General features: G+C 64.1%; 21 protein-coding genes and 1 other RNA gene. 10 read left to right on the forward strand and 12 right to left on the reverse strand.

All coding sequences use genetic code 11. The features are described from left to right. Positions 1-7 precede the first annotated feature (7 nt). On the forward strand, positions 8-1,429 hold the full coding sequence (locus tag U9J33_RS13120) for a glutamate ligase domain-containing protein (RefSeq protein ID WP_324695876.1): 1,422 nt from the start codon (positions 8-10) through the stop codon (positions 1,427-1,429). A gap of 40 nt (positions 1,430-1,469) precedes the next feature. On the opposite strand, the gene U9J33_RS13125 is transcribed toward U9J33_RS13120, so the two are convergent. Continuing rightward, on the reverse strand, positions 1,470-2,414 hold the full coding sequence (locus U9J33_RS13125; RefSeq protein ID WP_324695878.1) for a DUF808 domain-containing protein: 945 nt from the start codon (positions 2,412-2,414) through the stop codon (positions 1,470-1,472). Positions 2,415-2,652: 238 nt separating this feature from the next. On the opposite strand from U9J33_RS13125, the gene U9J33_RS13130 reads away from it, so the two are divergent. Beyond that, positions 2,653-3,474, forward strand: a complete 822-nt coding sequence (locus U9J33_RS13130) for a flagellin (protein ID WP_054440801.1) — start codon at positions 2,653-2,655, stop codon at positions 3,472-3,474. Positions 3,475-3,535: 61 nt separating this feature from the next. On the opposite strand, the gene U9J33_RS13135 is transcribed toward U9J33_RS13130, so the two are convergent. Next, positions 3,536-4,198: a glutathione S-transferase gene (locus U9J33_RS13135; RefSeq protein ID WP_324695880.1), complete on the reverse strand. Its 663-nt coding sequence runs from the start codon at positions 4,196-4,198 to the stop codon at positions 3,536-3,538. A 154-nt stretch (positions 4,199-4,352) separates the two neighbouring features. Here U9J33_RS13135 and U9J33_RS13140 point away from each other — a divergent pair, with 154 nt between their 5' ends. The 6 genes from U9J33_RS13140 to U9J33_RS13165 all read left to right on the forward strand — a co-directional run bounded on the left by U9J33_RS13140 (position 4,353) and on the right by U9J33_RS13165 (position 11,822). After that, complete coding sequence (locus U9J33_RS13140; RefSeq protein WP_324695882.1) at positions 4,353-5,603, forward strand: polyhydroxyalkanoate depolymerase; 1,251 nt, start codon at positions 4,353-4,355, stop codon at positions 5,601-5,603. A 163-nt stretch (positions 5,604-5,766) separates the two neighbouring features. Next, on the forward strand, positions 5,767-6,129 hold the full coding sequence (rpsF, locus tag U9J33_RS13145) for a 30S ribosomal protein S6 (protein WP_054440796.1): 363 nt from the start codon (positions 5,767-5,769) through the stop codon (positions 6,127-6,129). A gap of 5 nt (positions 6,130-6,134) precedes the next feature. After that, positions 6,135-6,359, forward strand: coding sequence for a 30S ribosomal protein S18 (rpsR, locus tag U9J33_RS13150; RefSeq protein WP_021232952.1), 225 nt, complete (start codon positions 6,135-6,137; stop codon positions 6,357-6,359). A gap of 14 nt (positions 6,360-6,373) precedes the next feature. Continuing rightward, complete coding sequence (rplI, locus tag U9J33_RS13155) at positions 6,374-6,967, forward strand: 50S ribosomal protein L9 (protein ID WP_054440794.1); 594 nt, start codon at positions 6,374-6,376, stop codon at positions 6,965-6,967. 140 nt (positions 6,968-7,107) lie between these two features. Then, on the forward strand, positions 7,108-8,538 hold the full coding sequence (locus U9J33_RS13160; protein WP_324695886.1) for an AMP nucleosidase: 1,431 nt from the start codon (positions 7,108-7,110) through the stop codon (positions 8,536-8,538). Positions 8,539-8,996: 458 nt separating this feature from the next. After that, a complete protein-coding gene (locus U9J33_RS13165; RefSeq protein WP_324695888.1) occupies positions 8,997-11,822 on the forward strand; it encodes a TonB-dependent receptor domain-containing protein in 2,826 nt (941 codons plus the stop codon). Between the two features lie 90 nt (positions 11,823-11,912). On the opposite strand, the gene U9J33_RS13170 is transcribed toward U9J33_RS13165, so the two are convergent. The 3 genes from U9J33_RS13170 to U9J33_RS13180 all read right to left on the reverse strand — a co-directional run bounded on the left by U9J33_RS13170 (position 11,913) and on the right by U9J33_RS13180 (position 15,119). Continuing rightward, on the reverse strand, positions 11,913-13,748 hold the full coding sequence (locus U9J33_RS13170; RefSeq protein ID WP_324695890.1) for a M2 family metallopeptidase: 1,836 nt from the start codon (positions 13,746-13,748) through the stop codon (positions 11,913-11,915). A gap of 165 nt (positions 13,749-13,913) precedes the next feature. After that, on the reverse strand, positions 13,914-14,675 hold the full coding sequence (locus U9J33_RS13175; RefSeq protein WP_054440790.1) for an alpha/beta fold hydrolase: 762 nt from the start codon (positions 14,673-14,675) through the stop codon (positions 13,914-13,916). Further along, on the reverse strand, positions 14,676-15,119 hold the full coding sequence (locus U9J33_RS13180) for a GFA family protein (RefSeq protein WP_324695893.1): 444 nt from the start codon (positions 15,117-15,119) through the stop codon (positions 14,676-14,678). A gap of 5 nt (positions 15,120-15,124) precedes the next feature. Between U9J33_RS13180 and U9J33_RS13185 the strand changes: the two genes are divergently transcribed. Further along, on the forward strand, positions 15,125-15,418 hold the full coding sequence (locus U9J33_RS13185; RefSeq protein WP_324695895.1) for a hypothetical protein: 294 nt from the start codon (positions 15,125-15,127) through the stop codon (positions 15,416-15,418). 85 nt (positions 15,419-15,503) lie between these two features. On the opposite strand, the gene U9J33_RS13190 is transcribed toward U9J33_RS13185, so the two are convergent. The 7 genes from U9J33_RS13190 to hrpB form a co-directional block, all read right to left on the reverse strand. Further along, a complete protein-coding gene (locus U9J33_RS13190; protein ID WP_054440783.1) occupies positions 15,504-16,529 on the reverse strand; it encodes an aspartate-semialdehyde dehydrogenase in 1,026 nt (341 codons plus the stop codon). A 182-nt stretch (positions 16,530-16,711) separates the two neighbouring features. Next, positions 16,712-19,120, reverse strand: coding sequence for an endopeptidase La (gene lon / locus U9J33_RS13195; RefSeq protein WP_420719844.1), 2,409 nt, complete (start codon positions 19,118-19,120; stop codon positions 16,712-16,714). Between the two features lie 269 nt (positions 19,121-19,389). Next, positions 19,390-19,725: a YbaB/EbfC family nucleoid-associated protein gene (locus U9J33_RS13200; protein ID WP_132468956.1), complete on the reverse strand. Its 336-nt coding sequence runs from the start codon at positions 19,723-19,725 to the stop codon at positions 19,390-19,392. A 1-nt stretch (position 19,726) separates the two neighbouring features. Continuing rightward, positions 19,727-21,622 carry a DNA polymerase III subunit gamma/tau gene (locus tag U9J33_RS13205; protein ID WP_324695898.1) on the reverse strand — a complete coding sequence of 632 codons (1,896 nt, stop codon included), beginning with the start codon at positions 21,620-21,622 and terminating at the stop codon, positions 19,727-19,729. A 134-nt stretch (positions 21,623-21,756) separates the two neighbouring features. Beyond that, positions 21,757-21,851: signal recognition particle sRNA small type (gene ffs / locus U9J33_RS13210), an RNA gene on the reverse strand. A 159-nt stretch (positions 21,852-22,010) separates the two neighbouring features. After that, the gene (locus U9J33_RS13215; RefSeq protein WP_054440780.1) at positions 22,011-22,289 is read right to left on the reverse strand and encodes an ETC complex I subunit; all 279 of its coding nucleotides are present in this window, start codon (positions 22,287-22,289) and stop codon (positions 22,011-22,013) included. An 88-nt stretch (positions 22,290-22,377) separates the two neighbouring features. Beyond that, the gene (gene hrpB, locus U9J33_RS13220; protein ID WP_324695901.1) at positions 22,378-24,828 is read right to left on the reverse strand and encodes an ATP-dependent helicase HrpB; all 2,451 of its coding nucleotides are present in this window, start codon (positions 24,826-24,828) and stop codon (positions 22,378-22,380) included. A gap of 169 nt (positions 24,829-24,997) precedes the next feature. Between hrpB and U9J33_RS13225 the strand changes: the two genes are divergently transcribed. Beyond that, the gene (locus tag U9J33_RS13225; protein ID WP_324695903.1) at positions 24,998-26,950 is read left to right on the forward strand and encodes a putative bifunctional diguanylate cyclase/phosphodiesterase; all 1,953 of its coding nucleotides are present in this window, start codon (positions 24,998-25,000) and stop codon (positions 26,948-26,950) included. The last annotated feature ends 4 nt before the right edge of the window (positions 26,951-26,954 follow it).

Consider the following 26,954-nt stretch of genomic DNA (forward strand, 5'->3'; position numbering starts at 1 on the left):
AAGCGTCATGACTTCCGATCACGATCTCACCTCTCATCCCTGGTTCTTCTGCGGCATCGGCGGATCTGGCATGTTGCCGCTCGCGCTGATCCTTCGGGGACACGGCGCGCAGGTCGCGGGATCGGACCGCAGCCGAGATCAGGGCCGCACGCCTGAAAAGTTCGCATGGCTGGAAAGCCTTGGCTTCGAACTGCACCCGCAGGACGGCAGCGGCATTACCGGCGCGGAACAAACGCTGGTCGCCTCGGCGGCAGTGGAAGACACGGTGCCGGAAGTGGTGCGCGCGCAAGAGTTCGGCTGCCCGCGCATGAGCCGCGCGCAGCTTCTCGCCACCCTGTTCAATGCCGCACCCTTCGGGATCGCCATCGGCGGCACCTCGGGCAAGTCGACCGTCACCGGCATGACAGGCTGGATCATGACCCATGCGGGCTGCGATCCCACGATCATGAACGGCGCGGTGATGAAGAACTTCGCCTCGCCCGATGCACCTTTCGCCAGTGCCCGGGTTGGTCAGGGCGAAGTCTTCGTTTCGGAAGTGGACGAGAGCGACGGCTCCATCGCGCTCTATCGCCCGAAAGTGGCGGTGCTGGGCAACGTCAGCCTCGACCACAAGAGCCTTGAGGAACTGCGCCAGCTTTTCGGCGACTTCCTTGGCCGTGCGGATGTATCCGCGATCAATCTCGACGATGCGGAAACCGCTGCCCTCGCCCCCCACGCCAAGGCGCTGGTGACGTTCGGCATTTCATCGCCGGACGCGCAGATCGGCGCCGTCGATGTAGTCGAAGGGCCGACGTCACTGACTGCCGTGGTGCTGGATCGCCGCGACGGGACTTCGCACGCGCTGGCATTGAAGGTGCCGGGTCGCCACAACCTCTACAACGCGCTCGCCGCCATCGCCGCGGCCAATGCCGCCGGTGTTTCGGTGGCCGAGGGGGTAGAGGCGCTGGGCAGTTTCGCAGGGCTTGCCCGCCGGTTCGATATCGTCGGCACTTCGCCATCGGGCGTGACGGTGATCGACGATTTCGGCCATAACCCGGACAAGGTCTCGGCCACGCTGGCAACGCTCAAGGCGCATCCGGGCCGCGTTATCGCCTTCTTCCAGCCGCACGGCTACGGCCCGCTCAAGCAGATGGGCCATGAACTGGCGCATGTGCTGGCCACCAGGCTGGGGCCAAACGATATGACGATCCTGTGCGATCCGGTCTATTTCGGCGGCACCGTGGACCGCTCCGAGGGCAGCGAGCGCATCGTGCGCCTGATCGAGGCCGATGGCGGAGCAAATGGACCAGGGGCCGAATACGTGCCCTCTCGCGAGAACTGCGCCAGCCGCATCGTCGAGATCGCCAAGCCGGGCGACCGTGTGGTCGTGATGGGCGCGCGCGACGATACTCTGACAGTCTTCGCGAAAGACCTGCTCGCAAGACTGTGAAACACCGCCCCGGCTCTGTCCGGGGCGATGTATGACCCAATCAGTGCGCCGTGCCGCGCGCCTTTGCGATCAGATGCACCACGATCGCGATCACCGCGCCCAGCACCAGCCCGACCACGGCCGAAGCCAGGGCATAACCGAGCCAGCCCAGCACGCCGCCGAGCGGCCCGCCCAGCACGGCCAGCCAATGCTCGACACCATGGGCAAGATGGGCGGGACCGGGAACGCCCAGTTCTTCCAGCCCGTGCAGGATGATCCCGCCGCCGACCCACAGCATCGCCAGCGTACCCACAGACGCAAGGACCGTCAGCACCTTGGGCATGCCGGTAACGAGCATGCGTCCGAAAGCCTGCGTGCCTTTGCCCTGCTTCCTGGCGAGGTGCAGGCCGATGTCGTCCATTTTCACGATCAGCGCGACAGCGCCGTAGACACCCGCCGTGATGAGAATGCCGACCAGCGCCAGCGCCACGGCCCGCGCCAGCAGCGAACTGTCCGCCACTTCCGCAAGGGCGATGGCCATGATCTCCGCCGAGAGGATCAGGTCCGTGCGGATCGCACCGGACACGCGCGCCTGCTCGAAGCTCGCCGCGTCGGCAACCGGCTCTTCCAACGTCTCACCGTGATGCGCGCCGCCGAACTTCTCGATAACTTTCTCGGCGCCTTCGAACGCGAGATACGCACCGCCCAGCATCAGGATCGGGGTGATGAGCCAGGGCAGGAATGCGCTCAGCAGCAGCGCGATCGGCAGCAGGATGAACAGCTTGTTCCGCAAGCTGCCCTTGGTGATCTTCCAGATGATCGGCAGTTCGCGCTCGGGCGTGAAGTCCGTGACATAGCCCGGCGTAACCGCTGCGTCGTCAATCACAACGCCTGCCGCCTTGCTGCCGGCCTTGGCGACGCCCAGCCCCACATCGTCGAGCGAAGCTGCGGCGGCGCGGGCGATTACCGCGACGTCATCTAGAAGAGCTACGAGGCCGGAAGCCATCTGGAAGGAAATCCCCTGTTTGAATGATGCCCGCAGCCATGCGGGCGAAACTATCCGCGATCAAGCGAAAGCGGACAAAGTCGTGCCCATGAAAGGGCTTATCATGAGCATGGCCACACATGCCCCGGCCTTTTCACATCCGGCCCCTTAATGCTCCCCTCCCCCCAACCGTTCTCAGCCTTGTCCGGAAGATCACTTCCAAACTCCTGACAATCTCTTGAAAATCTGGGGAAACACCATGTCCGTCATCAATACCAACATCAGCGCCCTGCGCGCTTCGAACGCCTCCATCGCCGCCAACAAGACCCTTGGCACCGCCATGGAGCGCCTCTCCACCGGCAAGCGCATCAACTCCGCCAAGGACGACGCCGCCGGTCTCGCCATCTCGACCTCGATGACGGCGCAAGTCCGCGGTATGAGCCAGGGCATCCGCAACGCCAATGACGGCATCTCGCTTGCCCAGACCGCCGACGGCGCGCTTTCGGAAGTGTCGAACATGCTCCAGCGGGTTCGCGAACTGGCCATCCAGTCCGCCTCGGGCACCTATCAGGACAGCGACCGCAACGCGATGCAGCAGGAAGTCACCGCGCTGACCGATCAGATCGACGATATCCTCACGCAGACCACCTTCAACGGCAACACCCTCTTCGCCACTACCGGCAGCGACGTCACCTTCGACATCCAGACCGGCGCCAATTCGGGCGAGACGGTTACGCTGACCTCCACCATGATCGACGGCAGCAATCTCGACGCCTCGGCGCTCGACGTATCGACCAGCACCGCAGCCTCGGACACGCTCGACTTCATCGACGACGCCCTGGAAGACGTGAACCAGACCCGCGCCTCGCTCGGCGCCGGGCAGAACCGCCTCGAATCCGCGATCAACAACCTGACCAACAATGTCACCAACCTGTCGGACGCCCGCTCGCGGATCGAGGATGCAGACTACTCGCTGGAAACCACGCAAATGGCCAAGGCGCAGATCCTCAGCCAGGCATCCACCGCGATGATCGCCCAGGCCAACCAGGCCCAGCAGAACGTCATGAGCCTGCTGCGCTGACGATCCGATAGCCCGACAGGGTCGCAAACAGACGGCGGGCCGGAAGGTCCGCCGTCTTTCGTCAGAACTCGACGTCGAGTTCCTCGATATCCTCGGGTTCGGCATGTGCCGCAGCGATCCACTCCGCCATCGGCGACCACTTCTCGATCGTCTCGCAATAGGCGCGGAGCTGGCCCGACATCGGCACTGCATAAGTGATGAAGCGCCGTGTCACCGGCGCATACATGGCATCGGCGATCGTCGGCTTCTTTCCGAACAGGAAAGGCCCCCGATAGGTATCGAGGCAATCTTGCCAGATCGTCTCGATCCGTTCGATATCGGGCCGGGCACCGGAGAAGATCGGGAAACTCTCGTGCCGGACCTTGAGATTCATGGGCAATGCCGACCGCAGGTTGGTGAAGCCGGAATGGATCTCGCCGGAAATCGACCGACAATGTGCCCGCGCAATGGCGTCTTCGGGAAGGAGGCCCGCGTCGGGGAACTTCTCGTTGAGATATTCGGCGATTGCCAGGGTATCCCACACGCTCGCGCCATCATGGCTTAGCCGGGGCACCAGCACCGAGGGCGACAGCAGTAACAGTTCGGCACGGTTCGCCGCATCGTTGAGCACCTGCTTCTCTTCGATATCCAGACCTGCAAGCCGGCACAGCAGCCAGCCCCTCAGCGACCATGCGGAATATGTCTTGCTGGAAATCGTCAGCTGCGCCGGTGCCGAGTCGCTCATGAGTCATGTCCTTGCAGCGTGCTTTTGCTTGCATCAGCTTATGATGCAGCGCAGCATGAATCCAGTGCGGATTGCATCTCCGCCGCCGAATCGCCCACCTGCTTATCAGCCTCTCGATCCCTCGAAACGCATTTGTCACAGGGGACCAGTACGAATGCTTTACCAGGCGTACCAGACCTGCTCCGACATGCTGGCACCGGCCCGAATGGCCGCGCAGGCCGCCACCGGATTCCGCGACCGCTATCTTGGCGGAGCGCAGGATATGCCTTGGTTCAGGCGGTTCTTTGCGCTGGCCGAAGTGTTCGACAAGGCAACCATAACGCACCAGCGCCCCGCCTACGGTATCGACAGCGTTCTCTCCGGCAACCGCGACGTCACGGTACGCGAGGAAGTGGCGCTGGACCTGCCGTTCTGCAACCTGCTGCACTTCGCGAAGGACGATGTTGCAACGCCGCAACCCAGGATGCTGGTGGTGGCCCCGCTTTCAGGCCACTACGCCACGCTCCTGCGCGACACCGTGCATACCTTACTGAGCGATCACGACGTCTACATCACCGACTGGAAGAACGCGCGCGACGTCCCGCTGAGCGAGGGCGATTTCGGCTTCGACGATTTCGTGGACTATGTGATCCACTTCCTTCAGGAACTGGCCGATCCCGCCGACCAAGGTTCGCAAGGCCGCCGCGGTGCGCACGTGCTCGCAGTATGCCAGCCCTGCGTCCCGGTTCTGGCGGCGGTAGCGCTGATGGCGCAGGACGACGACCCCGCGCAGCCCCGTTCGATGACCCTGATGGGCGGCCCGATCGACACCCGCGAAAGCCCGACATCGGTCAATGAACTGGCGACGGAGCACCCGTTCATGTGGTTCGAGGACAACATGATCCACACCGTGCCGCTGCGCCATCCCGGCGCCGGACGGAAGGTCTACCCCGGTTTCGTCCAGCTCTCCGCCTTCATGTCGATGAACATGGGCCGCCATTTCAGCCAGTTCCGCAAGCTCTACCAGGCGCTTGCCGACGAACGCCCGACGGACGCCGAAAAGATCGAGACTTTCTACGACGAGTACCTCGCCGTGCTCGATCTTACCGCCGACTTCTATCTGGAAACCATCGACAAGGTCTTCCAGCGCGCCCTGCTCGCCCGGGGAGAACTGGAACATCGCGGCCGCAAGGTCGATTGCGGCGCCATCCGCAAAACCGCGCTCCTCACCGTCGAAGGCGAGCGCGACGACATTTGCGCCGTGGGCCAGACGGCCGCCGCCCATTTCCTCTGCTCCAGCCTTCGCCCTCACCTTAAACGCCACCACTTGCAGACAGGAGTGGGTCACTACGGCCTGTTCGCGGGCTCGCGCTGGGAAACGCAGGTCTACCCGCAAGTCCGCAACCTGGTCCTCGCCGTGAGCTGATCCGCGCGGCGGACACGGTTTTGCTTGCGTTCCGTCCCGGATAGGCTAAGGGCGCGCCTTCCGTTTCATGCCGTGATGCAGGACGGAAGGAAAGAAAGCCGGAGGGGCCCCGCAATCCCGCGGACAAGCCAGCGATCGGTTAGACAGAGAAAAGGAAGCTGCCGTGGCTCAGTATGAGCACGTGTTCCTGGCACGCCAGGACCTCAGCCAGGCGCAAGTCGATGCACTTGCCGCCACCGCCACCGAGATCGTCGAAGCAAACCAGGGCAAGGTCACCAAGACCGAAACCTGGGGCCTCAAGAATCTCGCGTACAAGATCAAGCGCAACCGCAAGGCGCACTTCGTGATGCTCAACATCGAAGCTCCCGGCGACACCATCGCCGAGCTCGAGCGTCAGACGCAGATCAACGAAGACGTGATCCGTTACCTGACCATCCGCGTCGACGAACACGAAGCTGGTCCGTCGGTCATGATGCGCAAGAGCGACCGCGAGCGTACTCGCCGTCGTGAACGTGAAGGGAACTGATTTCCATGGCACGTGCATTCTTCCGCCGCCGCAAGTCCTGCCCGTTCTCGGGCAAGAACGCTCCGGCCATCGACTACAAGGACGTACGTCTGCTTCAGGGCTTCATGTCCGAGCGTGGCAAGATCGTTCCGAGCCGCATCACCGCGGTTTCCGCAAAGAAGCAGCGTGAGCTGAGCCAGGCGATCAAGCGCGCCCGGCACATCGGCCTCCTGCCCTACATCGTCAAGTAAGGGAGGCTAGGCCCATGGACATCATCCTCCTCGAACGCGTCGAAAAGCTCGGCGCCATCGGCGATGTCGTTTCCGTCAAGGACGGTTACGCCCGCAACTACCTTCTTCCCAACAAGAAGGCCCTGCGCGCCAACGAACGCAACAAGAAGGTCTTCGAGGCCAACCGCGCGAAGATCGAGGCTGAAAACGCCGAGCGTCGCGCCGGTGCAGAAGCCCAGTCGAGCGAAGTCGAAGGCAAGCAGGTCGTCCTGATCCGCGCTTCGTCGAACTCCGGCCAGCTCTACGGTTCGGTTTCCGTCCGTGACATCGTCGATGCCCTCAACGAGCAGGGCGCTGGCGTTGCCAAGCAGATGATCGTGCTCGAGCGCCCGATCAAGACCATCGGCGTGTTCGACGTTCGCGTCAGCCTGCACCCCGAAGTCTCGGTCAACGTCAAGGTGAACGTCGCTCGTTCGCCCGACGAAGCCGACCTGCAGTCGCAGGGCGTGGACGTGATGGCCGCGATGTTCGAACAGGACGTCTCCGGCTTCACCGAAGCCTACGACCCGAACGCCGAACCCGGCGAAATCGCGGTCGAGGAAGCTGTCGAAGGCGAAGAAGAAGCCTGAGCTTCTTCTTTCCCGGCAACTGCCTAAGGGAATCAAGGCCCTCGCTCCATGCGGAGCGGGGGCCTTTCTCTTTTTCCCCGCGCCCCGTTCGAAATTTAAGCTGCTATTGCCCTGCAACATAAATTCAGTAATTACGGGCGATGGAAACGATCAAGAGCACTCTCGCGGAACTCGTCCGCGTTTATGAAACCGCCGTCAGCACTCTCCGGGCCGACATTTCCGCCTTTGTAGAGAACGGCACGCCTCCGCCGCCCGAACGCCGCGAAATGCGCGCATGGTCCTACCCCGAACTGCGCATCACTTACGCAGGCACGGAGCGCGGCACGTTCTACAGCCGTTCGTTCGGCCGCCTGAACGAAGCCGGCGTCTACACGACCACGATCACCAAGCCGCGCCTCTTCGCGGACTATCTCGAGGAACAGCTCGCGCTGCTTCACGAAGATTACGAGGTGGAGATCGTTGTCGGCCCGTCGACGCAGGAAATCCCCTTCCCCTACGTCCTTGACGGCGTTGGCATGGGCAGCGTCACGCCGCAGGAACTGGCCGCGCACTTCCCGACGACCGAACTCGCGATGATCGGGGACGAGATCGCCGATGGCGTGTTCCGCCAGGAATCCGGCGAACCGCTGCCTCTGGCCCTGTTCGACGGTTTGCGCACCGACTTCAGCCTCGCTCGCCTGGCACACTACACCGGGACCAGCCCTGAGCACTGCCAGCGCTACATCCTCTTCACCAACTACCACCGCTACGTGGACGAGTTCGTGGACTGGGCCGGCAAGCAGATCGGCACGGACGACTACACGGCGCTTTCGGGCGCCGGCGGCCTCTATCTCGACAGCCCGGTAGAGAATGCCCGCGAACGCCTGTCCGACACGGCATGGCGGCGTCACCAGATGCCCGCCTACCACCTGATCCGGCCCGACAAGTCGGGCATCACGCTCGTCAACATCGGCGTCGGCCCCTCGAACGCCAAGACGATCACCGATCACCTCGCGGTCATCCGCCCCGAAGTGTGGCTGATGATCGGCCACTGCGGCGGGCTTCGCGAAGGCCAGCGCATCGGCGACTATGTGCTCGCCCATGCCTATCTGCGCGATGATCATGTGCTCGATCCGGTCCTGCCGCCCGAGATCCCGCTGCCTGCCATCGCCGAAGTGCAGCAGGCGCTTGCCTCGGCGGCCGAAGCGGTCAGCGGCGAAGGCGGCGCCAACCTGAAGAAGCGGATGCGCACCGGCACCGTCGTCACCACCGACGACCGGAACTGGGAACTGCGCTATACCGAATCCGCGCATCGTTTCAGCCTCAGCCGCGCCATCGGCATCGACATGGAAAGCGCCACGATCAGCGCCCAGGGCTACCGGTTCCGCGTGCCCTACGGCACCCTGCTGTGCGTCTCGGACAAGCCGATCCACGGCGAACTCAAGCTGCCGGGCCAGGCCAACCGCTTCTACGAAGAAGCCATCGCCAGCCACCTCAAGATCGGCCTCCACGCCTGCGACCTGCTCCGCGCCGAGGGCGAGAAGCTGCATTCCCGCAAGCTGCGCGCGTTCAACGAACCGCCTTTCCGGTAAGAACCCGCCGCGCGGCGGCGCTAACGGCATGACGGGAAAGGGCGTCGCTCCACCAGAGCGACGCCCTTTTTCGATTCCGGCAAAAACACACGGCGCGCGCCCGATGCGCGATGGCGCCCAGAACCCTTCCATTCCCCGCAACCCGGCACGGAAATGTCAGCGCCGGCAGCCAGATAGCAATCTTATAAGTTTGTGATGGATTTTTGCACAACAAATCGGCATATCCGCAAGACAAGATGAAGTAATTTCATGTTACATGAATATTTCAAAAAATTACCTTTAAATTACTTTTATAAATCATCCGATGAAATAATAGTTGCCCATCTACAACTGTGGGAACTTCAATAAAGATCGAATACTATTTACTGATGACAGATCGTTAATCTCGGGAGCAAACCCCCTCATCTGGTTTCGGCCTGCGCCGAATGACGCGCCGAAACCCGCAAAGGGAGTACCGAATGACATCCGAGATGAAGCGCCTTCTGCTGGCGTCCACCCTGCTGATGGGCCTGCCTGCCATGGCACATGCCCAGGACAGCACCCCGGCAAATGCCTCCGCCAACGCGGCCGATGCCGAACCGGAAGGCGGCGCCATCGTCGTGACCGGCTCGCGCCTGTCCAATCCGAACCTTGAGCAGGCCGCGCCGATCATGGCCGTGTCGGCAAAGGAAATCGCGCTGACCGGGCAGGTCAACGTCGAGAATATCCTCAAGGACCTGCCGCAGATCCTGCCGGGCTCGACCGCTGCCTCCAACAATCCCGGCGGGGGCGTCGCCACGGCCGACCTGCGCGGCCTGGGCGCCGCGCGCACCCTGGTCCTGGTGAACGGCCACCGCTATGTCTCGTATGACACCAACCAGATCGTCGACCTCAACACGATCCCGACCGCGCTGATCGAGCGTGTGGACGTGGTGACGGGCGGCAAGTCGGCAGTCTACGGGTCGGACGCAGTGACCGGTGTCGTCAACTTCGTGACCAAGCAGGACTTCGACGGGGTCCAGGCCAATGCCAACTACCGCCTGACCGGCGAAGGCGACGGTGCGCAGTACAATGGCGGCCTTCTGGTCGGCAAGAATTTCGCCGACGGGCGCGGCAACATCACGATCTACGGCGACTACATGCGTCGCAAGTCGATCCTCCAGTCGGGCCGCAGCTACACCTCGGTCGCGCAGACCGACGGCACCAGCGGGCTGGTCGCCGGCGGTTCGGGAACGACACCGGACGGCAAGGTCACGCTGGACGGAACCGGCTACAAGTTCGCGCAGGACGGCAGCTATTCGCTCTACGAAAGCCCGGCCGACGCCTACAACTACGCATCGGAGAACTACCTTCAGGTTCCCCAGAAGCGCGAATTGCTCTCGGCGCAGTGGCACTTCGACGTCAGCGATCACCTGACTCTCTACGGTGAGGGCCAGTACATCCACAACCGCGTGAAGAACCAGCTCGCGCCGACGCCGCTGACCGGCACCTTCTCGATCGACACCGATTCGTCCTTCCTGTCATCCAGCTCGCAGGCCCTGCTCGCCAGCTACGACACCGACGGCGACGGCTATACCTCCACCGCCATCAACCGCCGCCTGACCGAAGTCGGCGACCGCATCTCCAACATGGACAGCAAGGCCTATCGCGGCCTCATCGGCGCACGCGGCCAGATTTCGGGCAACTGGAACTACGACGCCTACTTCAGCTACTCGCGCACCAGGCAGGTCGAGCGCCAGTCCGGCAACGTCTCGGCAAGCCGGGTCCAGCAGGCCCTGCAGACCACCTACGATTCCAGCGGCAACCTCGTTTGCTCGGATACCAGCAACGGCTGCGTTCCGCTGAACATCTTCGGTGCCGGCAACATCAGCCAGGAAGCGGCGGACTTCATCTCGATCGATACGGTCAACCGCTCCACCATCACCGAGAAGGTCGCCAGCGGCGCGATCACCAACAGCAACCTGTTCGATCTTGGTGCAGGCCCGGCCGGTCTTGCGTTCGGTGCCGAGTATCGCAGCGAGCACGGCAGCTTCGAACCCGACGAAGCACTCGCCTCGGGCGATGTGATCGGCTTCAACTCGTCCGAGCCGATCGCCGGCGGCTATAACGTCAAGGAGCTGTTCGCCGAAATCGACGTCCCGCTGATTGCCGACAAGCCGTTCATCCACCGCCTGGACTTCAACGGCGCCTACCGCTTCTCGGACTATTCGAATGCGGTGTCCCAGGTCAGCACTTTCTCGGCGGGCCTCGTCTGGTCGCCGGTCAAGGACATCAGCTTCCGCGGCCAGTTCTCCCGCGCAGTCCGCGCGCCGACGGTCAACGACCTGTTCAGCGGCAATGCCCAGAACTACGAATCGGCAACCGACCCCTGCGCCAAGGATTCGGCGACCGGCACGAGCGAGGCGATCACCAACGCCAATCTCAACGCAAGCTGCCTTGCCTCGGGCATCCCTGCATCGAAGATCGGCAACTACACTGCGGATTCGCAGATCGAGAGCTACAACGGCGGCAATACCGCGCTGCGCGAAGAAACGGCGAATACCTGGACGGTCGGTACGATGATCCAGCCCCGGTTCGCTCCGGGCCTCTCCTTCACCGTCGATTATTACCACATCAAGATCGACAACTTCATCACTGCCGTTGGCACGTCGAACATCATCAAGTCGTGCTACGGTACCAAGGAGAACGGCTGGACGCCGATCGATACCAGTGCCTGCGCCCTGCTGCCGCGTGACTCCAATACCTACATGATCACCGGCGCGATCGACAATCTGACCAATTCGGGCGGCGTGAAGACCGACGGCATCGACTTCGATGCCCAGTACGCCATCCCGCTTGCCTTCGGGGCCCAGGACAGCAGCAAGCTGACTCTGCGCGTGAGCGGCACCCGGTTGCTGCACTGGACGTTCAATCCCACCGCCAACCTGTCCAGCGCGTCGGTCGAATGCGCCGGCAAGTTCGGCCTGCTCTGCAACAACGTCTATGCCAAGTGGCGCCTCAACAGCCGCGCAACATGGTCGACCGACGGCGCGACCGTGTCGCTTGCGTGGCGCCACCTTTCGCCGGTCAAGGATGACGACAACTCGACGAAATACACCGTCGAGAAGATCAAGGCGTATGACTACTTCGATCTCACCGCGCAGATCGATGTGGCGGACCGCTTCACCTGGAACATCGGCATGAACAACATGTTCAACAAGAAGCCGCCGATCCTGGGTGACAACCAGGAACAATCGAACACCTATCCGACGACTTACGACGTTTACGGCCGGACTTTCTTCACCGGTGTGACCGTCAACTTCTGACGCTCATGAAAAAGGGGAGCCGGGCGAACCGGCTCCCCCTATCTGCTTCGAAACGGCCCCGGCGACCATGCGTCGCCGGGGCCGTTCTCGTTACCAGCCCTGCTTCTCGCCCTTGTTCTGCTCGTCGAGCCACTTCTTGAGCGGCGCGAAATAGTCGAGCATCGGCTTGGCGCTCATCTGCGGAGTGCCGGTGAAGGCCTTGAGCGCCTCCGGCCAGGGCTTGGACATGCCCATCTCCAGCATCTTGTTCAGGTTTTCGCCGACCTTCTTGTCACCATAGAAGCTGCAACGGTGCAGCGGGCCCTTCCAGCCGGCCTGCTTGCACGCCGCCTGATAGAACTGGAACTGGAGGATGCGGGCGAGGAAGTAGCGCGTGTAGGGCGTGTTGCCCGGAACGTGGAACTTGGCACCCGCGTCGAAGCCGTCGTCACCGCGCGCGGCAGGCGGGGTGATGCCCTGATAGTCGAGACGCATCTTCGTCCAGGCCTTGTTGTAGTCGGCAGGCTGGATCGAACCGTCGAAGATACCCCAGCGATAGCGGTCGATCAGCAGGCCAAAGGGCAGAAACGCCACCTTGTCCATCGCCTGGCGCAGCAGGAGGCCGATGTCCTTGTCGGCGCTGGGCACCTTGGTCTTGTCCAGCAGGTCGATCTGCACGAGGTACTGCGGCGTGATCGAGAGCGCGATGAAGTCGCCGATCGCCTCGTGGAAGCCGTCGTTGGCGCCGTTGAGATAGAGGAACGGCTGCTTGTTATAGGCGCGCTGGTAGTAGTTGTGGCCCAGTTCGTGGTGGATCGTCACGAAGTCACCGGAATCCACCTTGGTGCACATCTTGATGCGCACGTCGTCCTTGTTGTCGACGTCCCAGGCCGAGGCGTGGCAGATCACCTCGCGGTCGGCGGGCTTCACGATCATCGAGCGCTTCCAGAACGTCTCGGGCAGCGGTGCGAAGCCGAGCGACGAGTAGAAGCCCTCGCCCGCCTTGACCATGTCGATCGGGGTGCGGCCCTGCGCCTTCAGCAGATCGCCGATGTCGTAGCCGAGATCGCCGGCACCCTTGGGCGCGACCAGCGGGTAGATCGTGCCCCACTCCTGCGCCCACATGTTGCCGAGCAGGTCGGCGCGGATCGGCCCGGTCTTGGGCTGCACGGCATCGCCGTACTTCTCGTTCAGCTTGTGGCGGACATACGTGTGCAGCGCGAGGTAGAGCGGCTTCACTTCCTCCCACAGGCGCTGCGTTTCTGCCGAGAACTGCTCCGGCGTCATGTCGTAGCCCGAACGCCACATGGCGCCGACGTCGGCATAGCCGAGCTCCTTGGCGCCCTGGTTGGCGATGCCGACCATCTTCACGTAGTCACCCTTCATCGGCTTGCCGACATTGTCGTGCCAGGTCGTCCACATCTCGGCGAACTCGGCAGGCGTGTGGGTCAGATTGCCCATCTCCGCCTCGATGTCCGAGCCGTTGATCTCCTTGCCGTCCAGCGTGCCGCGGCCCTTGCCGTAAGTGGAGGCGAGACGCGTGGATATCGCGCTCAGTTCGGCGGCGGCACCCGGCGTGGTCGGCGCCGGCAGGACGATACCCTGCCGAAGAATACCAAGCTTGCGCGAGACATCGGCATCGAGACCCGGCAGCTTCGAGAACTTCGCCGCTTCCACCGCATAGGCCACCTGCTTCTCGGTCAACAGCCCGTTGGACTGCGCTGCCAGAGCGTCGGTATCGTCGGTGAGATAGGTGTAGTTCACCCAGTTGATGCGCGCATTGTCGACCGAGAAATCGAACAGGTCCTTCTCGGCGGCGGCCACGAACTGCGCGGCGCCCTGTGCGGTCTCCGGATAGGAGGGCGCGTCCTCGGCAAAGGCCGGCGCGGCCACGCCGAACGAAAGTCCGGCCGCGAGCGCGGCAAGCGCGGTGGATGCGAATTTCATGGGGTTGTCCTCATTTGTCTCTCTGATGGCGCGGGAGACTAGTCGCCCGCTGTGTGAGATCAACTGTTGAGGACGGAAGAGAAGGGCAAAAGCAGGGGAGCATAGCCCCCTGCACCCCCAGGAATGTCGAAGCCGGGTGCCGCCTGCCCCGGAATCTTCTTCTACTTAATCGAGCAGAAACTCGGCCATGGCCCTGCCCATATCCTTGAACGTCACCGAAGACATGTGATTGCCCGGCGTCTCGACGTAATGTCCCTGCGGCAAAGCTTCCGCCAGTTCCGGCGCGGAGCCGTTGTCGTGATCTTCCGCCCCGCAAACGCAGAGCGTGGGCATCACGATCCGGGCGATGGCATCCGCACCGGTATCGTCCACCGATCCCAGCAGCAGCCGCGCCGCCACCCGGTCGATCTTCATCGACTTCATGAAGGCCTGCGCGATGAAGGCCTTGTCGCCGCGTTCGATAGTGCCGAAACGATCGATGGCATCCACGAAGTGGGCGCTGCGCCGCGCCCAGCCGGAGAGCCCGGTAAGACCCATGCCGCCAAGGATCAGCTTGCGCGGCGCAAGGCCTGCCAGCACGCCGCGCACCGAAGTCCGCGCGCCCAGTGAGAAACCGCCAAGATCGTAGTCGGCCAGGCCAAGCGCGGCGATCACCAGTTTGAGATCCTCGACCAGCACGTCGGCGGGATAGGCAGCGGTATCGTGCGGCGCACCGCTCTCGCCGTGAGCGCGCAGGTCCGGCATGAAGACTTCGAACCCGGCGTCGGCAAGGATCTTCGCGTTGCCGTACTTGATCCAGTTCACGTCGGCGCTGGAGAACAGGCCGTGAAGCAGCAGCAGCGGGCGCGCGCCGGTATCGCCCATGACGTGCACGGCCAGATCGGTGCCCGCGTAACCTTCGATGACTTCCTTGCGCAGATCGCTCACTTAGGGAACCTCCAGTCCTGCCGCCTTCCAGCGCGACGCGACGCTTTCCGTCTCCGCGCTGTAATGCCTCGGCAGGTCCTTGGTATCGAGCCACGCCGGATGCAAGCTTTCGCAGCCGGAATGTGCAGCGGGACGGAAGAAACCCGGTTCGTCGAAGCTGCCGAGCGTCAGGTCCATGTTGCCGCTGCTCTCGATGAAGTCGAACCCGAGCGGGGTGCCGCAGCGCGAGCAGAACGGCCGTTGCGCGATGGCGGAACTTTGGTACCAGTCCGGCTCATGCTCCCAGGTCACCCCGGCTTTCGGCACCTGGACGAAAGCCGCCGCGAAGCCGCCCGTCGCCTTCTGGCAATAGCGGCAATGGCACAAATAGGCCTCGTCGTTCTCGACCTTGGCCTCATAGCGAATGCGGCCGCACTGGCAGCCGCCGGTCATGGTTTGGGTCATGCGCAATGAGTAACCCGGAACGCCCCGCGCGCGCCATTGCTGCCGCGAACGAAGCCGTGATAAAGCGCCCCATGGAAACGACAGAAGAAAACACGAGCGCCGAAAACCCGGCGCTGAGCCGGCCGCAACGACGCCTGCTGAAACGAATCTACAACAGCCGAACCGTTCCCATCGTGGCCGATGACCAGCCGTTCCTGACGTACAAGGAGGCTTCGGCCTATCTCCTGTCCCTGACTGATGACGCGCGCGAGGCGGCATATGCGCAGATGAAGGCGTTTGCCGCGGCCGAGGGACGATAGGCCCCGATCCGCACGAAAAGGGCCTGCGCAGCGAATGCTCCGCAGGCCCTTTTTCATGTCGGCGAGGGCCGTGAAGCCCGCCGCGTCAGCCCTTCTTGAGGTGACGGCGGCCGAGCAGCTCGGCAATCTGCACCGCGTTGAGCGCGGCGCCCTTGCGCAGGTTGTCAGAGACGCACCACAGCGCCAGGCCGTTTTCGACGGTCGAGTCTTCGCGCACGCGGCTGATGTAGGTCGCGCCGTCGCCCACGGCTTCAACCGGGGTGACGTATCCGCCGTCCTCGCGCTTGTCGACCAGCATCACGCCCGGCGCTTCACGCAGGATGTCCTGCGCTTCGGTGGCCGAAATCTCTTCCTCGAACTCGATGTTGAGCGATTCCGAGTGGCCCACGAAGACCGGCACGCGCACGCAGGTGGCCTGCACCTTGATCTTGGGATCGAGGATCTTCTTGGTTTCCACGACCATCTTCCACTCTTCCTTGGTGGAACCATCGTCGAGGAAGACGTCGATATGCGGGATCACGTTGAAGGCGATCTGCTTGGTGAACTTGCGCGGCTCGACCTGGTCGCCCACGAAGATCGCGCGGCTCTGTTCGAACAGTTCGTCCATGCCCGCCTTGCCCGCGCCGGAAACCGACTGGTAGGTCGAGACGACGACGCGCTTGATCTTCGCCTTGTCATGCAGGGGCTTCAGCGCCACGACCATCTGCGCGGTGGAGCAGTTGGGATTGGCGATGATGTTGCGGGCCTTGTAGCCGTCGATCGCCTCGGGGTTCACTTCCGGCACGACCAGCGGAATGTCCGGGTCCATCCGGTAGAGCGACGAGTTGTCGATCACGACACAGCCTTGCGCGGCGGCACGCGGCGCGTGGATCGCGGTCGGGCCGGAGCCTGCAGCGAAGAGCGCGATGTCCCAGCCGGTGAAATCGAAATGCTCGATGTTCTTTACTTTGAGCATTTTGCCGGTTTCGCCGAATTCAATCTCGGTCCCGGTCGAACGCGACGAAGCCACCGCTGCGATCTCGTCGCAGGGGAATTCGCGCTCGGCGAGGATGTTGAGCATTTCGCGGCCGACATTTCCGGTCGCGCCGACGACGGCAACCCGGTAACCCATTTCAAGATCCTTCTAGCAAAATCCTGCAGGCAAGGTGCGCCGCAGGAACGCGGGCCGTTACAGGGTGTGTGCGCTCATGACAAGCGCCCTGCGCAAAAGACTTTCTTTCAGAAGGTCCAGCTCGACCGAAAATTGCCGCGAGACACCCTCTCCCGAAATGGAAAGGGCGTCTCGCGACAGATTCAGTGAGCGGTCGCCGAAGGGACCGGAGCCTGCGGCGGTGCTGCAGCCAGTTCGTCTGCCTCCGTCCACTCGATGGCTTCGAGCGGCTCGGTCAGGGCCTTGGCCAGCACTTCGTCGACATGCGAAACGGGAATGATATCAATGCCCTGCTTCACATTCTCGGGAATTTCCGCGAGGTCCTTGCGGTTCTCTTCCGGGATCAGCACCGTGGTGATGCCGCCGCGCAGTGCGGCAAGCAGCTTCTCCTTGAGACCGCCGATCGGCAGCACGCGGCCGCGCAGAGTGACCTCGCCGGTCATGGCGACATCCTTGCGCACCGGCACGCCGCTCAGCGTCGAGACGATCGAGGTGACCATGCCGATGCCCGCCGAAGGACCATCCTTGGGCACCGCGCCTTCGGGCAGGTGGATGTGGATGTCCTTCTTCTGGATCGTCGAAGGCTTGATGCCATAAGCGGGCGAGCGCGCCTTCACGAAACTGAAAGCCGCCTGGATCGACTCGCTCATCACGTCGCCGAGCTTGCCGGTCGCCTTGATCTGGCCCTTGCCGGGCACGGTCACGCTTTCGATGGTCAGCAGTTCGCCGCCCACTTCGGTCCAGGCAAGGCCGGTGACGGCACCGACCTGATGCTCTTCCTCGCCCACGCCGTGGCGGAACTTGCGAACGCCCGCGAAGTCGGAGAGGTTCTCCGGCGTGATCGTGACCTCGGTAGCCTTGCCTTCGAGGATCTGGCGCAGCGACTTGCGCGCCAGCTTGGCGATCTCGCGCTCCAGCGTACGCACGCCGGCCTCACGGGTGTAGTAGCGGATCAGGTCGCGCAGGCCCTCTTGCGTGAGCGTGAACTCACCCTTCTTGAGGCCATGTGCCTCGACCTGCTTGCGCACGAGGTGCCGCTCCGCGATCTCGACCTTCTCGTCCTCGGTGTAGCCTTCGAGGCGGATGATTTCCATGCGGTCAAGCAGCGGCTGCGGCAGGTTCAGGCTGTTCGCCGTGCAGACGAACATCACGTCCGACAGGTCGATGTCGAGTTCGAGGTAGTGATCCTGGAACTTCGCGTTCTGTTCCGGATCGAGCACTTCGAGCAGCGCCGAGGCCGGATCGCCGCGGAAGTCCTGACCCAGCTTGTCGATCTCGTCGAGCAGGAACAGCGGGTTGGACTTGCCCGCCTTCTTGAGGTTGGTGACGATCTTGCCCGGCAGCGAACCGATATAAGTGCGGCGGTGACCGCGAATCTCGGCCTCGTCGCGCACGCCGCCAAGCGACTGGCGGATGAACTCGCGCCCGGTCGCCTTGGCGATCGACTTGCCAAGCGAGGTCTTGCCAACGCCCGGCGGGCCGACGAGGCACAGGATCGGCCCCTTCAGCTTGTTGGTACGGGCCTGAACCGCCAGATACTCGATGATCCGGTCCTTGACCTTGTCGAGGGCGTAGTGATCCGCGTCCAGGATTTCCTGCGCGGCCGAAATATCACGCTTGAGCTTGCTCTTCTTGCCCCAGGGCAGACCGAGCAGGACATCGAGGTAATTGCGGATGACGGTCGCCTCGGCGCTCATCGGCTGCATCGACTTGAGCTTCTTCAGCTCGGCCGTGGCCTTTTCGCGGGCTTCCTTCGACAGGCGCGTGCTTTCGATACGCTCCTGAAGCTCCTGAAGCTCGTTCGCTTCCTCGCCGTCGCCGCCGCCGAGTTCCGACTGGATCGCCTTGAGCTGCTCGTTCAGGTAATACTCGCGCTGGGTCTTCTCCATCTGGCGCTTCACGCGGCCACGGATCTTGCGCTCAACCTGAAGAACGCCGAGTTCGCCTTCCATGAAGGAATAGACCATTTCGAGACGCTTGAGCGGGTCCGGCTCCGAGAGCACGGCCTGCTTGTCGCCCACCTTGGCGGAAAGCTGCGCGGCCACGGTATCGGCCAGCTTCGCCGCATCCTCGATATCGCCGAGCTGGTCTCCGGCGTCCTGCGAGAGCTTCTTGTTGAGCTTCGCATATTCGCCGAACTGTTCGACCACCGTGCGCATCATCGCGGCAACTTCCGTGCCGTCGGCCTCCACGGGCTCGACACGCTCGACCTGGGCGACCAGCATCTCGCCTTCGGCGGACTGTTCGGCACGCAGGGTCTCGAGCCTGGCACGTTCCTGCCCCTCGACCAGCACGCGCACGGTGCCGTCCGGCAGCTTCAGGAGCTGGAGGACACTGGCGATAACGCCGGTATCGTAAAGGTCGTCACGATCGGGATCGTCGCAGCCGGGATCGAGCTGGGCGAGGAGGAAGATGTCCTTTTCACCCGCCATCGCCGCTTCGAGCGCGGCCACGGATTTCTCGCGTCCGACGAAAAGCGGCACGACCATGCCGGGAAACACGACGATGTCGCGCAAGGGAAGCAGCGGAAGCAGGTTCAAGGTCATATCCATTTCAACACACGCGGGAGCGCTGCAAGAGCCTCCCGGCCTTCGCGGGACGATATGGGGTCTCTCGGGCCGCACGCAATGGATTGGCTCTGAAAGACTGTGGAAGCGCTAACCGCACCCCTTCTCCGTTCCCCTAGGTCGGACGCACCGGAAAATACCGAAGCGTTGATCCCATATAGCGCATTCCGCCGGGAATTTCGTCATCCCTGACTGAAATCGCATTTCCCACGCCCCGGCGTTATCGAACCGGAGCGCGGAAATCCTGCGAAACTTCAGAACGGCATCTTGAAGCCCGGCGGCAGGCCCATGCCCTGCTGCGCCTTGGCCAGTTCCTCGCCGGCCACCGAATCCGCCTTCACGCGGGCATCGTTGTAGGCCGCCGCGATCAGGTCTTCGAGAATCTGCTTTTCGCTGGGCTGGATCAGGCTGTCGTCGATCGACACGCCGATCACGCGGCCCTTGGCCGAGCAGCGGATCTTGACGAGACCGCCGCCGGAAAGTCCTTCGACTTCCATCGCGTCCAGCTTGCCCTGGGCCTCGTTCATCTGCTTTTGGATGGTCTCGGCAGCCTGCTGCGCCGCCTTGAGCATCTCTTCCATCGACTTCATCTCAACGTCTCCAGTTACGCGCTCCGCCGCCAACGGCGAGCGGGCGATCATCCTCGATAATTGCGGCCTGCGGAAACGCCGCCTTGGTCGCCAGCACGAGCGGGTGCTGGTTCACGGCATCGCTTTCCGCATTCTTCCTTGCTTCGGCCTGCTCGACCAGGGTCGGCGTGCCCTGCTCCGAAACGCGGTGGACTTCCCAGCGATCCCCGGTCGCCTTGGCAAGGCAGGCACGCAGGAGCCCGGTGATATCCTCGCTGAAACCGGGCGGCTGCGAATAGCGCAGCATGCCGGATGCCAGCTCGACCACCCGCACCTGCATGCGCATGGTATTGGCGGTGGACAGTTCGCCCATGTGCTCGACATCGTCGACCAGCTCTTCCCAGCGCCGGGCCACCATCTCGGGCGTCACGGCGGCGACCGCCGCAGGACCGGCCGGTGCCCCGTCAACACCGCCGGGCACGCCTGCAGGCACGCGGGCAGCCAGGTCTTCAAGCTTCTTCACGAGCGTGCCGGGGTCGGGCATGTCCGAGGCATGCATGATCCGAAGCAGCGCCATCTGCGCCGCCACCAGCGGATCGGGCGCAGACTTCACTTCCTCATGCCCCTTGATGAGAAGCTGCCAGATGCGATGGACCTGCCCGGCCTTCAGGGCCTTGGCCCAACCCTCGATCGCCTCGCGCTCCTCGGCGGAATGCGCATCATGGGCGCCGCCGCCGACCTGGGCCACGGCGATGCGGTGAACCAACGTCATCAACCCGCGCATCATCGCGATCGGCTCTACGCCGAGCGCGAACTGGTGCGCGATCAGATTCAGCAGTTCGCCGCCCTGGCCATCGAGAATGGCGGTGATGAGTGCCCGTTGCACGCTCTTGTCGGAAAGCCCCAGCATGTCGCGCACCTTCTCGGCGCGAACCTGCCCCTCCCCGTCGAGGTCGGCATGGGCGATGGCCTGGTCGAGGATCGACAGACCGTCGCGCACCGAGCCTTCTGCGGCGGCGGCGACCATGGCCAGCGCCTCGCTCTCGGCATCGACGCCCTCAAGGCCGCAGACTTTCGCGAAATGAGCGGCCAGCATCGGTGCCGGAATGCGCCGCAAGTCGAATCGCTGGCAGCGGGACAGCACCGTGACCGGCAGCTTGTCGACCTCGGTGGTCGCGAAAAGGAACTTCACATGCGCGGGCGGTTCCTCAAGCGTCTTCAGCAAGGCATTGAAAGCATTGCGAGACAGCATGTGAACTTCGTCGATGATGTAGATCTTGTAGCGGGCCGAGACGGCAGCATAGCGCACGGCCTCGATGATCTCGCGCACATCGTCGACACCAGTGTGCGAGGCGGCGTCCATCTCGATCACGTCGATATGGCGGCCTTCGGCGATGGCCTGGCAGGGCTCGCACTGTCCGCAGGGATCGATCGTCGGGCCGCCCTGCCCGTCAGGCCCGATACAGTTCAGGGCCTTGGCGATCAGACGCGCGGTCGAGGTCTTGCCGACCCCGCGCACGCCGGTCATCAGGAAGGCGTGGGCCAGTCGGTCGCGCCTGATGGCATTGGCCAGCGTCTGCACCATCGCCTCCTGCCCGATCAGCTCGGCGAAAGTCTGCGGGCGATACTTGCGGGCAAGCACGCGATAGGGCTGGGCCGGCACGCCGACCGCCGCAGGCGCGGCCTTGGCGGGCGTAGGCTTCGCCTCGAGCGTGGGCGCGGCTGCAGGTTCAGCAACAACGGGTTCGGCAGCAACGACAGATTCGGGCGCTACAGGTTCAGTCAGGGCCGGGTCGGAATCGCCGAACATCGACGCCTGCCCGGCTTCTTCAAGCTGGGCCTTGGTCGGTGCGGCCTCTTCCTCCTCCTTGTCGTCCCAGGGGGGGGTATCGCCGAACATGTCGCGTGAATCGTCCATCGCCTGCCAAACTAGGGGGCCGAGGCCGGAATGTCAGGGGAAAAGCAAATTGCTCCACAGCCCAGAGCCGAAACCGCGACTTTCCGGCGGGTCCGGCGATCAATTGACCCTTTCGGGACATTGTCATCATGTGGGCTGAAGGAGCCGGGCGACCCGCCGCTATCCGTTGTGGCTGCTTCCTTCCGGACCTGACCAGGTTGGCGAACGCAAACGTCCACCCGACTCCCGGGCGGGCATATGGCGAGGCGCGCCGGGTTTGTCCAGCCCGGATTGCGGAACCTTTCGAACAGCCGCCGCGAAGCCTGAGCGCCATAACGCAATCGGCCCGCGTTCCCCTTTCGGAAAAACGCGGGCCGATTGCTTGATACCTGCGCCTCAGCGCAGCGGGTCAACGGAAATTGTCGGCGTATGCCTGAATCTTGAGGCGGCGCGGCGGCGTGGAATGCACTTCGGCTTCGATGCCGTAGCGAGCGGCATAGGCCTTCGCTTCTTCCACGTCGGGAAACTTCAGCGTGACCTGCTGCTGCGTGTCGCCAGAACCGGCCCACCCCATCAGCGGATCGGGCTTCTTCGCCTCGGAGGGGGCGAATTCGAGGACCCACTGGTCCAGCAGTGCCTTGCCGGACTGCATGGCGTTCTTCGGGCGCTGATAGATGCGTGCACTCATGGGCAAGCGCTTTGCCTCCGAATCGCGGCGGAAATCAAGCGCGAATCGCGTCGATAGCTGTGTATCGCCCGCATGAGCCGCGAAGGGCTCACTTGCGCGATGCCTCGAAAGCGTTGCGCGTCTTCAGGCTGGGGTCTTCCGTCCAGGGCTGGTCCGGCCAGCGATGGCGCGGATAGCGCCCCTTCATGTCGCGCTGGACATCGCGCCAAGAGCCGCGCCAGAAGCCCGGCAAATCGCGCGTCGTCTGGATCGGCCAGCCAGCGGGCGACGTCAGCTTGAGCAGCAATGGCTGCGGCGGCTGGCCGAAGGTCGGATGGCGATCGAGCCCGAACAGGGCCTGCACACGTACCTCCACGCTGGGGCCGCCCTCATCCTCGTAATCGATCGCATGCGTGCTTCCGGCCGGGCTGCGAAACTCGGGCGGAGCAAGTTTTTCGAGCGCCTGCTGATCGTCCCACGTCAGGCGATTTCGCAAGGCCTCGGCCAGAGCGCCCTTGTCTACCGCATCGATTCGGCGCCCCAGCAGCGGGCCGAGCCAGTCATCGAGATCGGCCAGCAAAGCTTCGTCGGACAATGCCGCGATCCCGGCATGGCGCGCGCGCTTCAGCATCGAGAGGCTGCCCTTGCCGAAGGGCACGAGTTCCAGCCCCCGTTCGCGAACACGCTCCAGCAGGAATGCCGAGATCGCCTTCGGATCGGGCGACGGGTCCGGCCCGGTCGCCAGTGTGATCGCCCCCAAACGGCGCTCCAGCCGGGCCTCGACCCGGCCTTCGGCCTCGTTCCAGCGCAGGACCGACCGCCGCTCGATGCGGGAGGACAGCCCCTGCTCCACTTCCGGGGTTTCCAGCGAAGCGCCCGAGAGAATGCGGGCGCCCCGCGCCTGCCCCTGCGCATCGCCGATCACGAGCCATTCCCTGCTCGCCAGCGGTGAGGCGGGATCGAGCACATAGCCCCGGCCGCCGGCGGAAAGCCAGTTCTCGCCGCCGGCATCGCGCCTGCGCGCCACCATGTCCGGCCGCCCCAGCGCCAGCAGCACGCCGACCGGGCTATCGCCGCCCGGCCCGGCCGCGGGTACGAGGGAGCGTGCCCTCCGGGCCCAGCCGGCCGCCAGCTTGCGCGAAGCCTCCGCACGCGGCGCACGGTCCGCATTCCAGCGGGAAAGCCGCTGCGAAAGATCCTCGCTACGCCCGCCCAGCCCTCGCTCCTGGAGAAGCAGGGCCAGCCTGGCCGCCGTTTCCGCTTCGCCCCGTTCGCTCGCATGGAGGATCATGGCGGCCTGCGCCGGGTCCATCGGCAGGCTGGCGACCTTGCGACCGAAATCGGTGATCCGCCCTCCCGCATCCAGCGCGCCCAGTGCCTCAAGCTGCCGATGCGCCGCCTCCAGCGCCGGGGCGGGTGGGGGATCGAGCCAGGCCATCGCCATGGGATCGCCCGCTCCCCACTGCGCCAGCGAGAGCGTCAACGGCGCAAGATCGCTGGTCAGCATCTCCGGCGGATCGAATTCAGGACGCCCGGGATGCGCGGCTTCCTCCCAGAGGCGATAGGCGGTGCCCGGGCCCTGCCGTGCGGCGCGCCCCGCGCGCTGCGCCGCCGAGGCACGGCTTGCGCGGTGCGTCACCAGCCGGGTGACGCCCGCCGCCTTGTCGAACTCGGCCCTGCGCGACAGGCCGCTATCGACCACCACCGAAACCCCGTCGAGCGTCAGCGAAGTCTCGGCGATCGCGGTGGAGAGCACGATGCGGCGGCGCCCCTGCGAATCGCGGCGAATGGCCGCGCGCTGCGCTGCCGGTTCGCACTGCCCGTGCAGCGGCAGCACCAGCGCCTGCGGAAGCTTCTCCGCCAAACGCTCCGACACCCGCTCGATCTCGCGCACACCGGGCAGGAAGGCGAGGATGTCCCCCTCCTGCTCGCGCCAGGCTGTCAGCACGGCGGAGGCCATGGCATCCTCGATCCGCAAGGCAGGAGACGCGCCGAGCCAGCGCAGCGCAAGCGGCCAGGCCTTGCCCTCGCTTGCGATTACGGGAACCTCGGCCCCCAGCAAGCGCGAGAAACGCGCGCCGTCGATCGTTGCCGACATGACGACAATGCGCAGATCCTCCCGCAGCACCGCGCTGGATTCGAGGGCGAGCGCCAGGCCAAGGTCGCTATCGAGATGCCGTTCATGGGCCTCGTCGAACAGAACGGCGGAAACGCCGGACAGTTCGGGATCGGATACGATTGTCGCCACGAAGATCGCCTCGGTCATCACCAGAACCCGGGTCCGCGCGGACCGCTTGACGTCTAACCGAGTGACGTAGCCGATCGTCTCACCGGCCTTTTCGCCAAGCTGCTCGGCCATGCGCTCGGCCGCGGCCCGCGCCGCGACACGCCGGGGTGACAGCAGGATCACCGTGCCCGTGCACCAGGGCTCCGACAGCAGCGCGGGCGCCAGCGCGGTGGTCTTGCCTGCCCCCGGCGGCGCGATCAGCACGGCGTGAGGGCCGTCACGCAACGCGGACAGAATTTCGGGTAATACGTAGTTTATGGGAAGTTCGCTCACGCCGCTTCCTTAGAGCCCCCGCCATGGCGGGAAAAGGGGCCGACCGGGGTTAGAGCGGATTCCACCCGCCCGCCTCGGAAATGGGTGAAGCCCAAATCGGATGAGATCGGGGTTTCGTCTACGCTTCATCAAGGATTTATACGTAAGCAACTCGCCAGGAGACGACCTTTTGCCTGACGCCAATACGATACAGAGCAAAATGCATCGTGCCGGGCAATATCCATTGCCGGTGGCGCAATACTTGCGCCTGCGCGAACGCATCCCGCCGCTATACGGGCTGTTGTCGGTCAATGCGGGCATCCTGGCCTATACACACCGCTTCGTGGCGCCCGGCGTGCTCACGCTGACAGTGCCTGCGATACTCATTGCCGCCTGCCTCGTGCGGATGTTCGTCTGGCTGCGCCCGATCGGCAGCGCCGACCTCGACACCACTCTCGCGCAGGAGCGGATGGACCGCACGACGTGGCTCTCGGTGATCTTCACGATCGCCTTTTCGATCTGGGCGCTATGCCTCGATCGCTATGGCGACGCCTACGAGCATGGCCATGTCGCCATTTTCGTGGCGATCACGGTGCTTGGCTGCGTGTTCTGCCTGACCTTCCTGCCCACCGCAGCCATGCTGATCTGCGTGACGGCGCTGGGTACTTTCCTGGCCTATTGCGTCGCCGTCGGCTCCGACGTGCTGACGGCGGTGGCGATCAACATCGCCCTCGTCGCAGCGGTGATCCTTAAGATCCTTCGCGATACCTACGATTCCTTCGTGGAACTGGAAGTCGCCCAGCGCGAACTGCGCATCGAACGACGGCAGGCGCAGGTCCTGGGCGACGAGAACGCCCGCCTCGCGCAGACCGACGCGCTGACCGGCCTGCCCAACCGCCGCTATTTCTTCGCCACGCTCGAAGCGATGCTCAAAAAGGAGCAGGACGATCAGGTGTTCTGCGTCGGCCTGATCGATCTCGACCGTTTCAAGCCGGTGAACGACACTTATGGCCACGCGCAGGGGGACCGCCTCCTGCAAGTGATCGGCAGCCGCATGATCGCGCAGAGCCCCTCCAACGTCGTGGTCGCCCGGCTCGGCGGGGACGAGTTCGGGTTCATCGTGCTGGGCGGCGCCGAGGAAGCGGAAGAGATCGCCCAGAGATTCTGCTCCGCGATCCGCATGCCGGCACGCATCGGCGAAGTCACCGTGGCGGTAGGCGGCTCGGCCGGGATCGCCGTCTATCCTGAAAGCGCCCGCGACGCCCATTCGCTTTACGACCGCGCGGATTTTGCCCTCTACCACGCGAAAAACCACAAGCGCGGTTCCTGCGTGCGCTTCTCCAGCGAACTCGAAGTGCTGATCCGTTCCGAGCAGGCGCTCGACGCCGCACTCCAGACGGCCGATCTTTCCGCCGAACTGTCAGTCGCCTTCCAGCCCATCGTCGCCACGGAAAGCGAAGTGGCGGTCGGCTTCGAATGTCTCGCGCGCTGGACTTCGCCAAGCCTTGGCGCCGTCGCCCCAGAAATGATGATCGCCTCGGCCGAACGGATCGGGCGCGCCCGCGACGTGACCGCCACGCTGTTCGGCCATGTGCTGAGCGCGCTCACGCAACTGCCGCATCCACTTACGGTGTCCTTCAATCTTTCCGGGCACGATCTTGCCGATGCGGACACCATTGCAGCCCTGCTCGAACGCATCGACGACAGCGGCTGCGATCCGCGGCGCCTGCTCTTCGAAATCACCGAAACCACGCTCATCGCCGAGATCGAGACCGCGCGCGGCGCACTGCAACGTCTGCGCTCCACCGGTGCGCGGATCGCGCTCGACGATTTCGGCACGGGCTACTCCAGCCTCTCGTCGCTGCACCAGTTGCCGCTCGACATGGTCAAGATCGACCGCAGCTTCGCGCCCCGTCTGGACGAAGCGGTCGGTCGCCGCCTGATCGCGGCGATCCGCAATCTCGCGCGTTCGCTCTCGCTGGAATGCGTGATCGAGGGTATCGAGACTGAAGACCAGCTGCTCAGCGCGCGCGTCGCCGGCTTCGCGCTGGCGCAGGGCTTCCACATCGCCAGGCCCATGTCGCTGCCGGACGTGCTGGACCTGATCTCGTGCCCGGCAGCCGAAGCATCGGCAGCAGGCTGATCCT

Source organism: Novosphingobium sp. RL4 (assembly GCF_035658495.1).
Lineage (GTDB): Bacteria > Pseudomonadota > Alphaproteobacteria > Sphingomonadales > Sphingomonadaceae > Novosphingobium.

Bases quoted from the DNA above. Each gene is read 5' to 3' on its own strand.
- U9J33_RS13170 (WP_324695890.1), bottom strand. From the start codon at position 13,748: ATGAAATTCGCATCCACCGCGCTTGCCGCGCTCGCGGCCGGACTTTCG.
- U9J33_RS13205 (WP_324695898.1), bottom strand. From the start codon at position 21,622: ATGGACGATTCACGCGACATGTTCGGCGATACCCCCCCCTGGGACGAC.
- rplI (WP_054440794.1), top strand. From the start codon at position 6,374: ATGGACATCATCCTCCTCGAACGCGTCGAAAAGCTCGGCGCCATCGGC.
- U9J33_RS13120 (WP_324695876.1), top strand. From the start codon at position 8: ATGACTTCCGATCACGATCTCACCTCTCATCCCTGGTTCTTCTGCGGC.
- U9J33_RS13140 (WP_324695882.1), top strand. From the start codon at position 4,353: ATGCTTTACCAGGCGTACCAGACCTGCTCCGACATGCTGGCACCGGCC.
- U9J33_RS13185 (WP_324695895.1), top strand. From the start codon at position 15,125: ATGAGTAACCCGGAACGCCCCGCGCGCGCCATTGCTGCCGCGAACGAA.
- rpsR (WP_021232952.1), top strand. From the start codon at position 6,135: ATGGCACGTGCATTCTTCCGCCGCCGCAAGTCCTGCCCGTTCTCGGGC.
- U9J33_RS13165 (WP_324695888.1), top strand. From the start codon at position 8,997: ATGACATCCGAGATGAAGCGCCTTCTGCTGGCGTCCACCCTGCTGATG.
- U9J33_RS13215 (WP_054440780.1), bottom strand. From the start codon at position 22,289: ATGAGTGCACGCATCTATCAGCGCCCGAAGAACGCCATGCAGTCCGGC.
- U9J33_RS13160 (WP_324695886.1), top strand. From the start codon at position 7,108: ATGGAAACGATCAAGAGCACTCTCGCGGAACTCGTCCGCGTTTATGAA.
- U9J33_RS13200 (WP_132468956.1), bottom strand. From the start codon at position 19,725: ATGAAGTCGATGGAAGAGATGCTCAAGGCGGCGCAGCAGGCTGCCGAG.
- lon (WP_420719844.1), bottom strand. From the start codon at position 19,120: ATGGATATGACCTTGAACCTGCTTCCGCTGCTTCCCTTGCGCGACATC.
- U9J33_RS13180 (WP_324695893.1), bottom strand. From the start codon at position 15,119: ATGACCCAAACCATGACCGGCGGCTGCCAGTGCGGCCGCATTCGCTAT.
- U9J33_RS13130 (WP_054440801.1), top strand. From the start codon at position 2,653: ATGTCCGTCATCAATACCAACATCAGCGCCCTGCGCGCTTCGAACGCC.
- U9J33_RS13135 (WP_324695880.1), bottom strand. From the start codon at position 4,198: ATGAGCGACTCGGCACCGGCGCAGCTGACGATTTCCAGCAAGACATAT.
- U9J33_RS13125 (WP_324695878.1), bottom strand. From the start codon at position 2,414: ATGGCTTCCGGCCTCGTAGCTCTTCTAGATGACGTCGCGGTAATCGCC.
- U9J33_RS13190 (WP_054440783.1), bottom strand. From the start codon at position 16,529: ATGGGTTACCGGGTTGCCGTCGTCGGCGCGACCGGAAATGTCGGCCGC.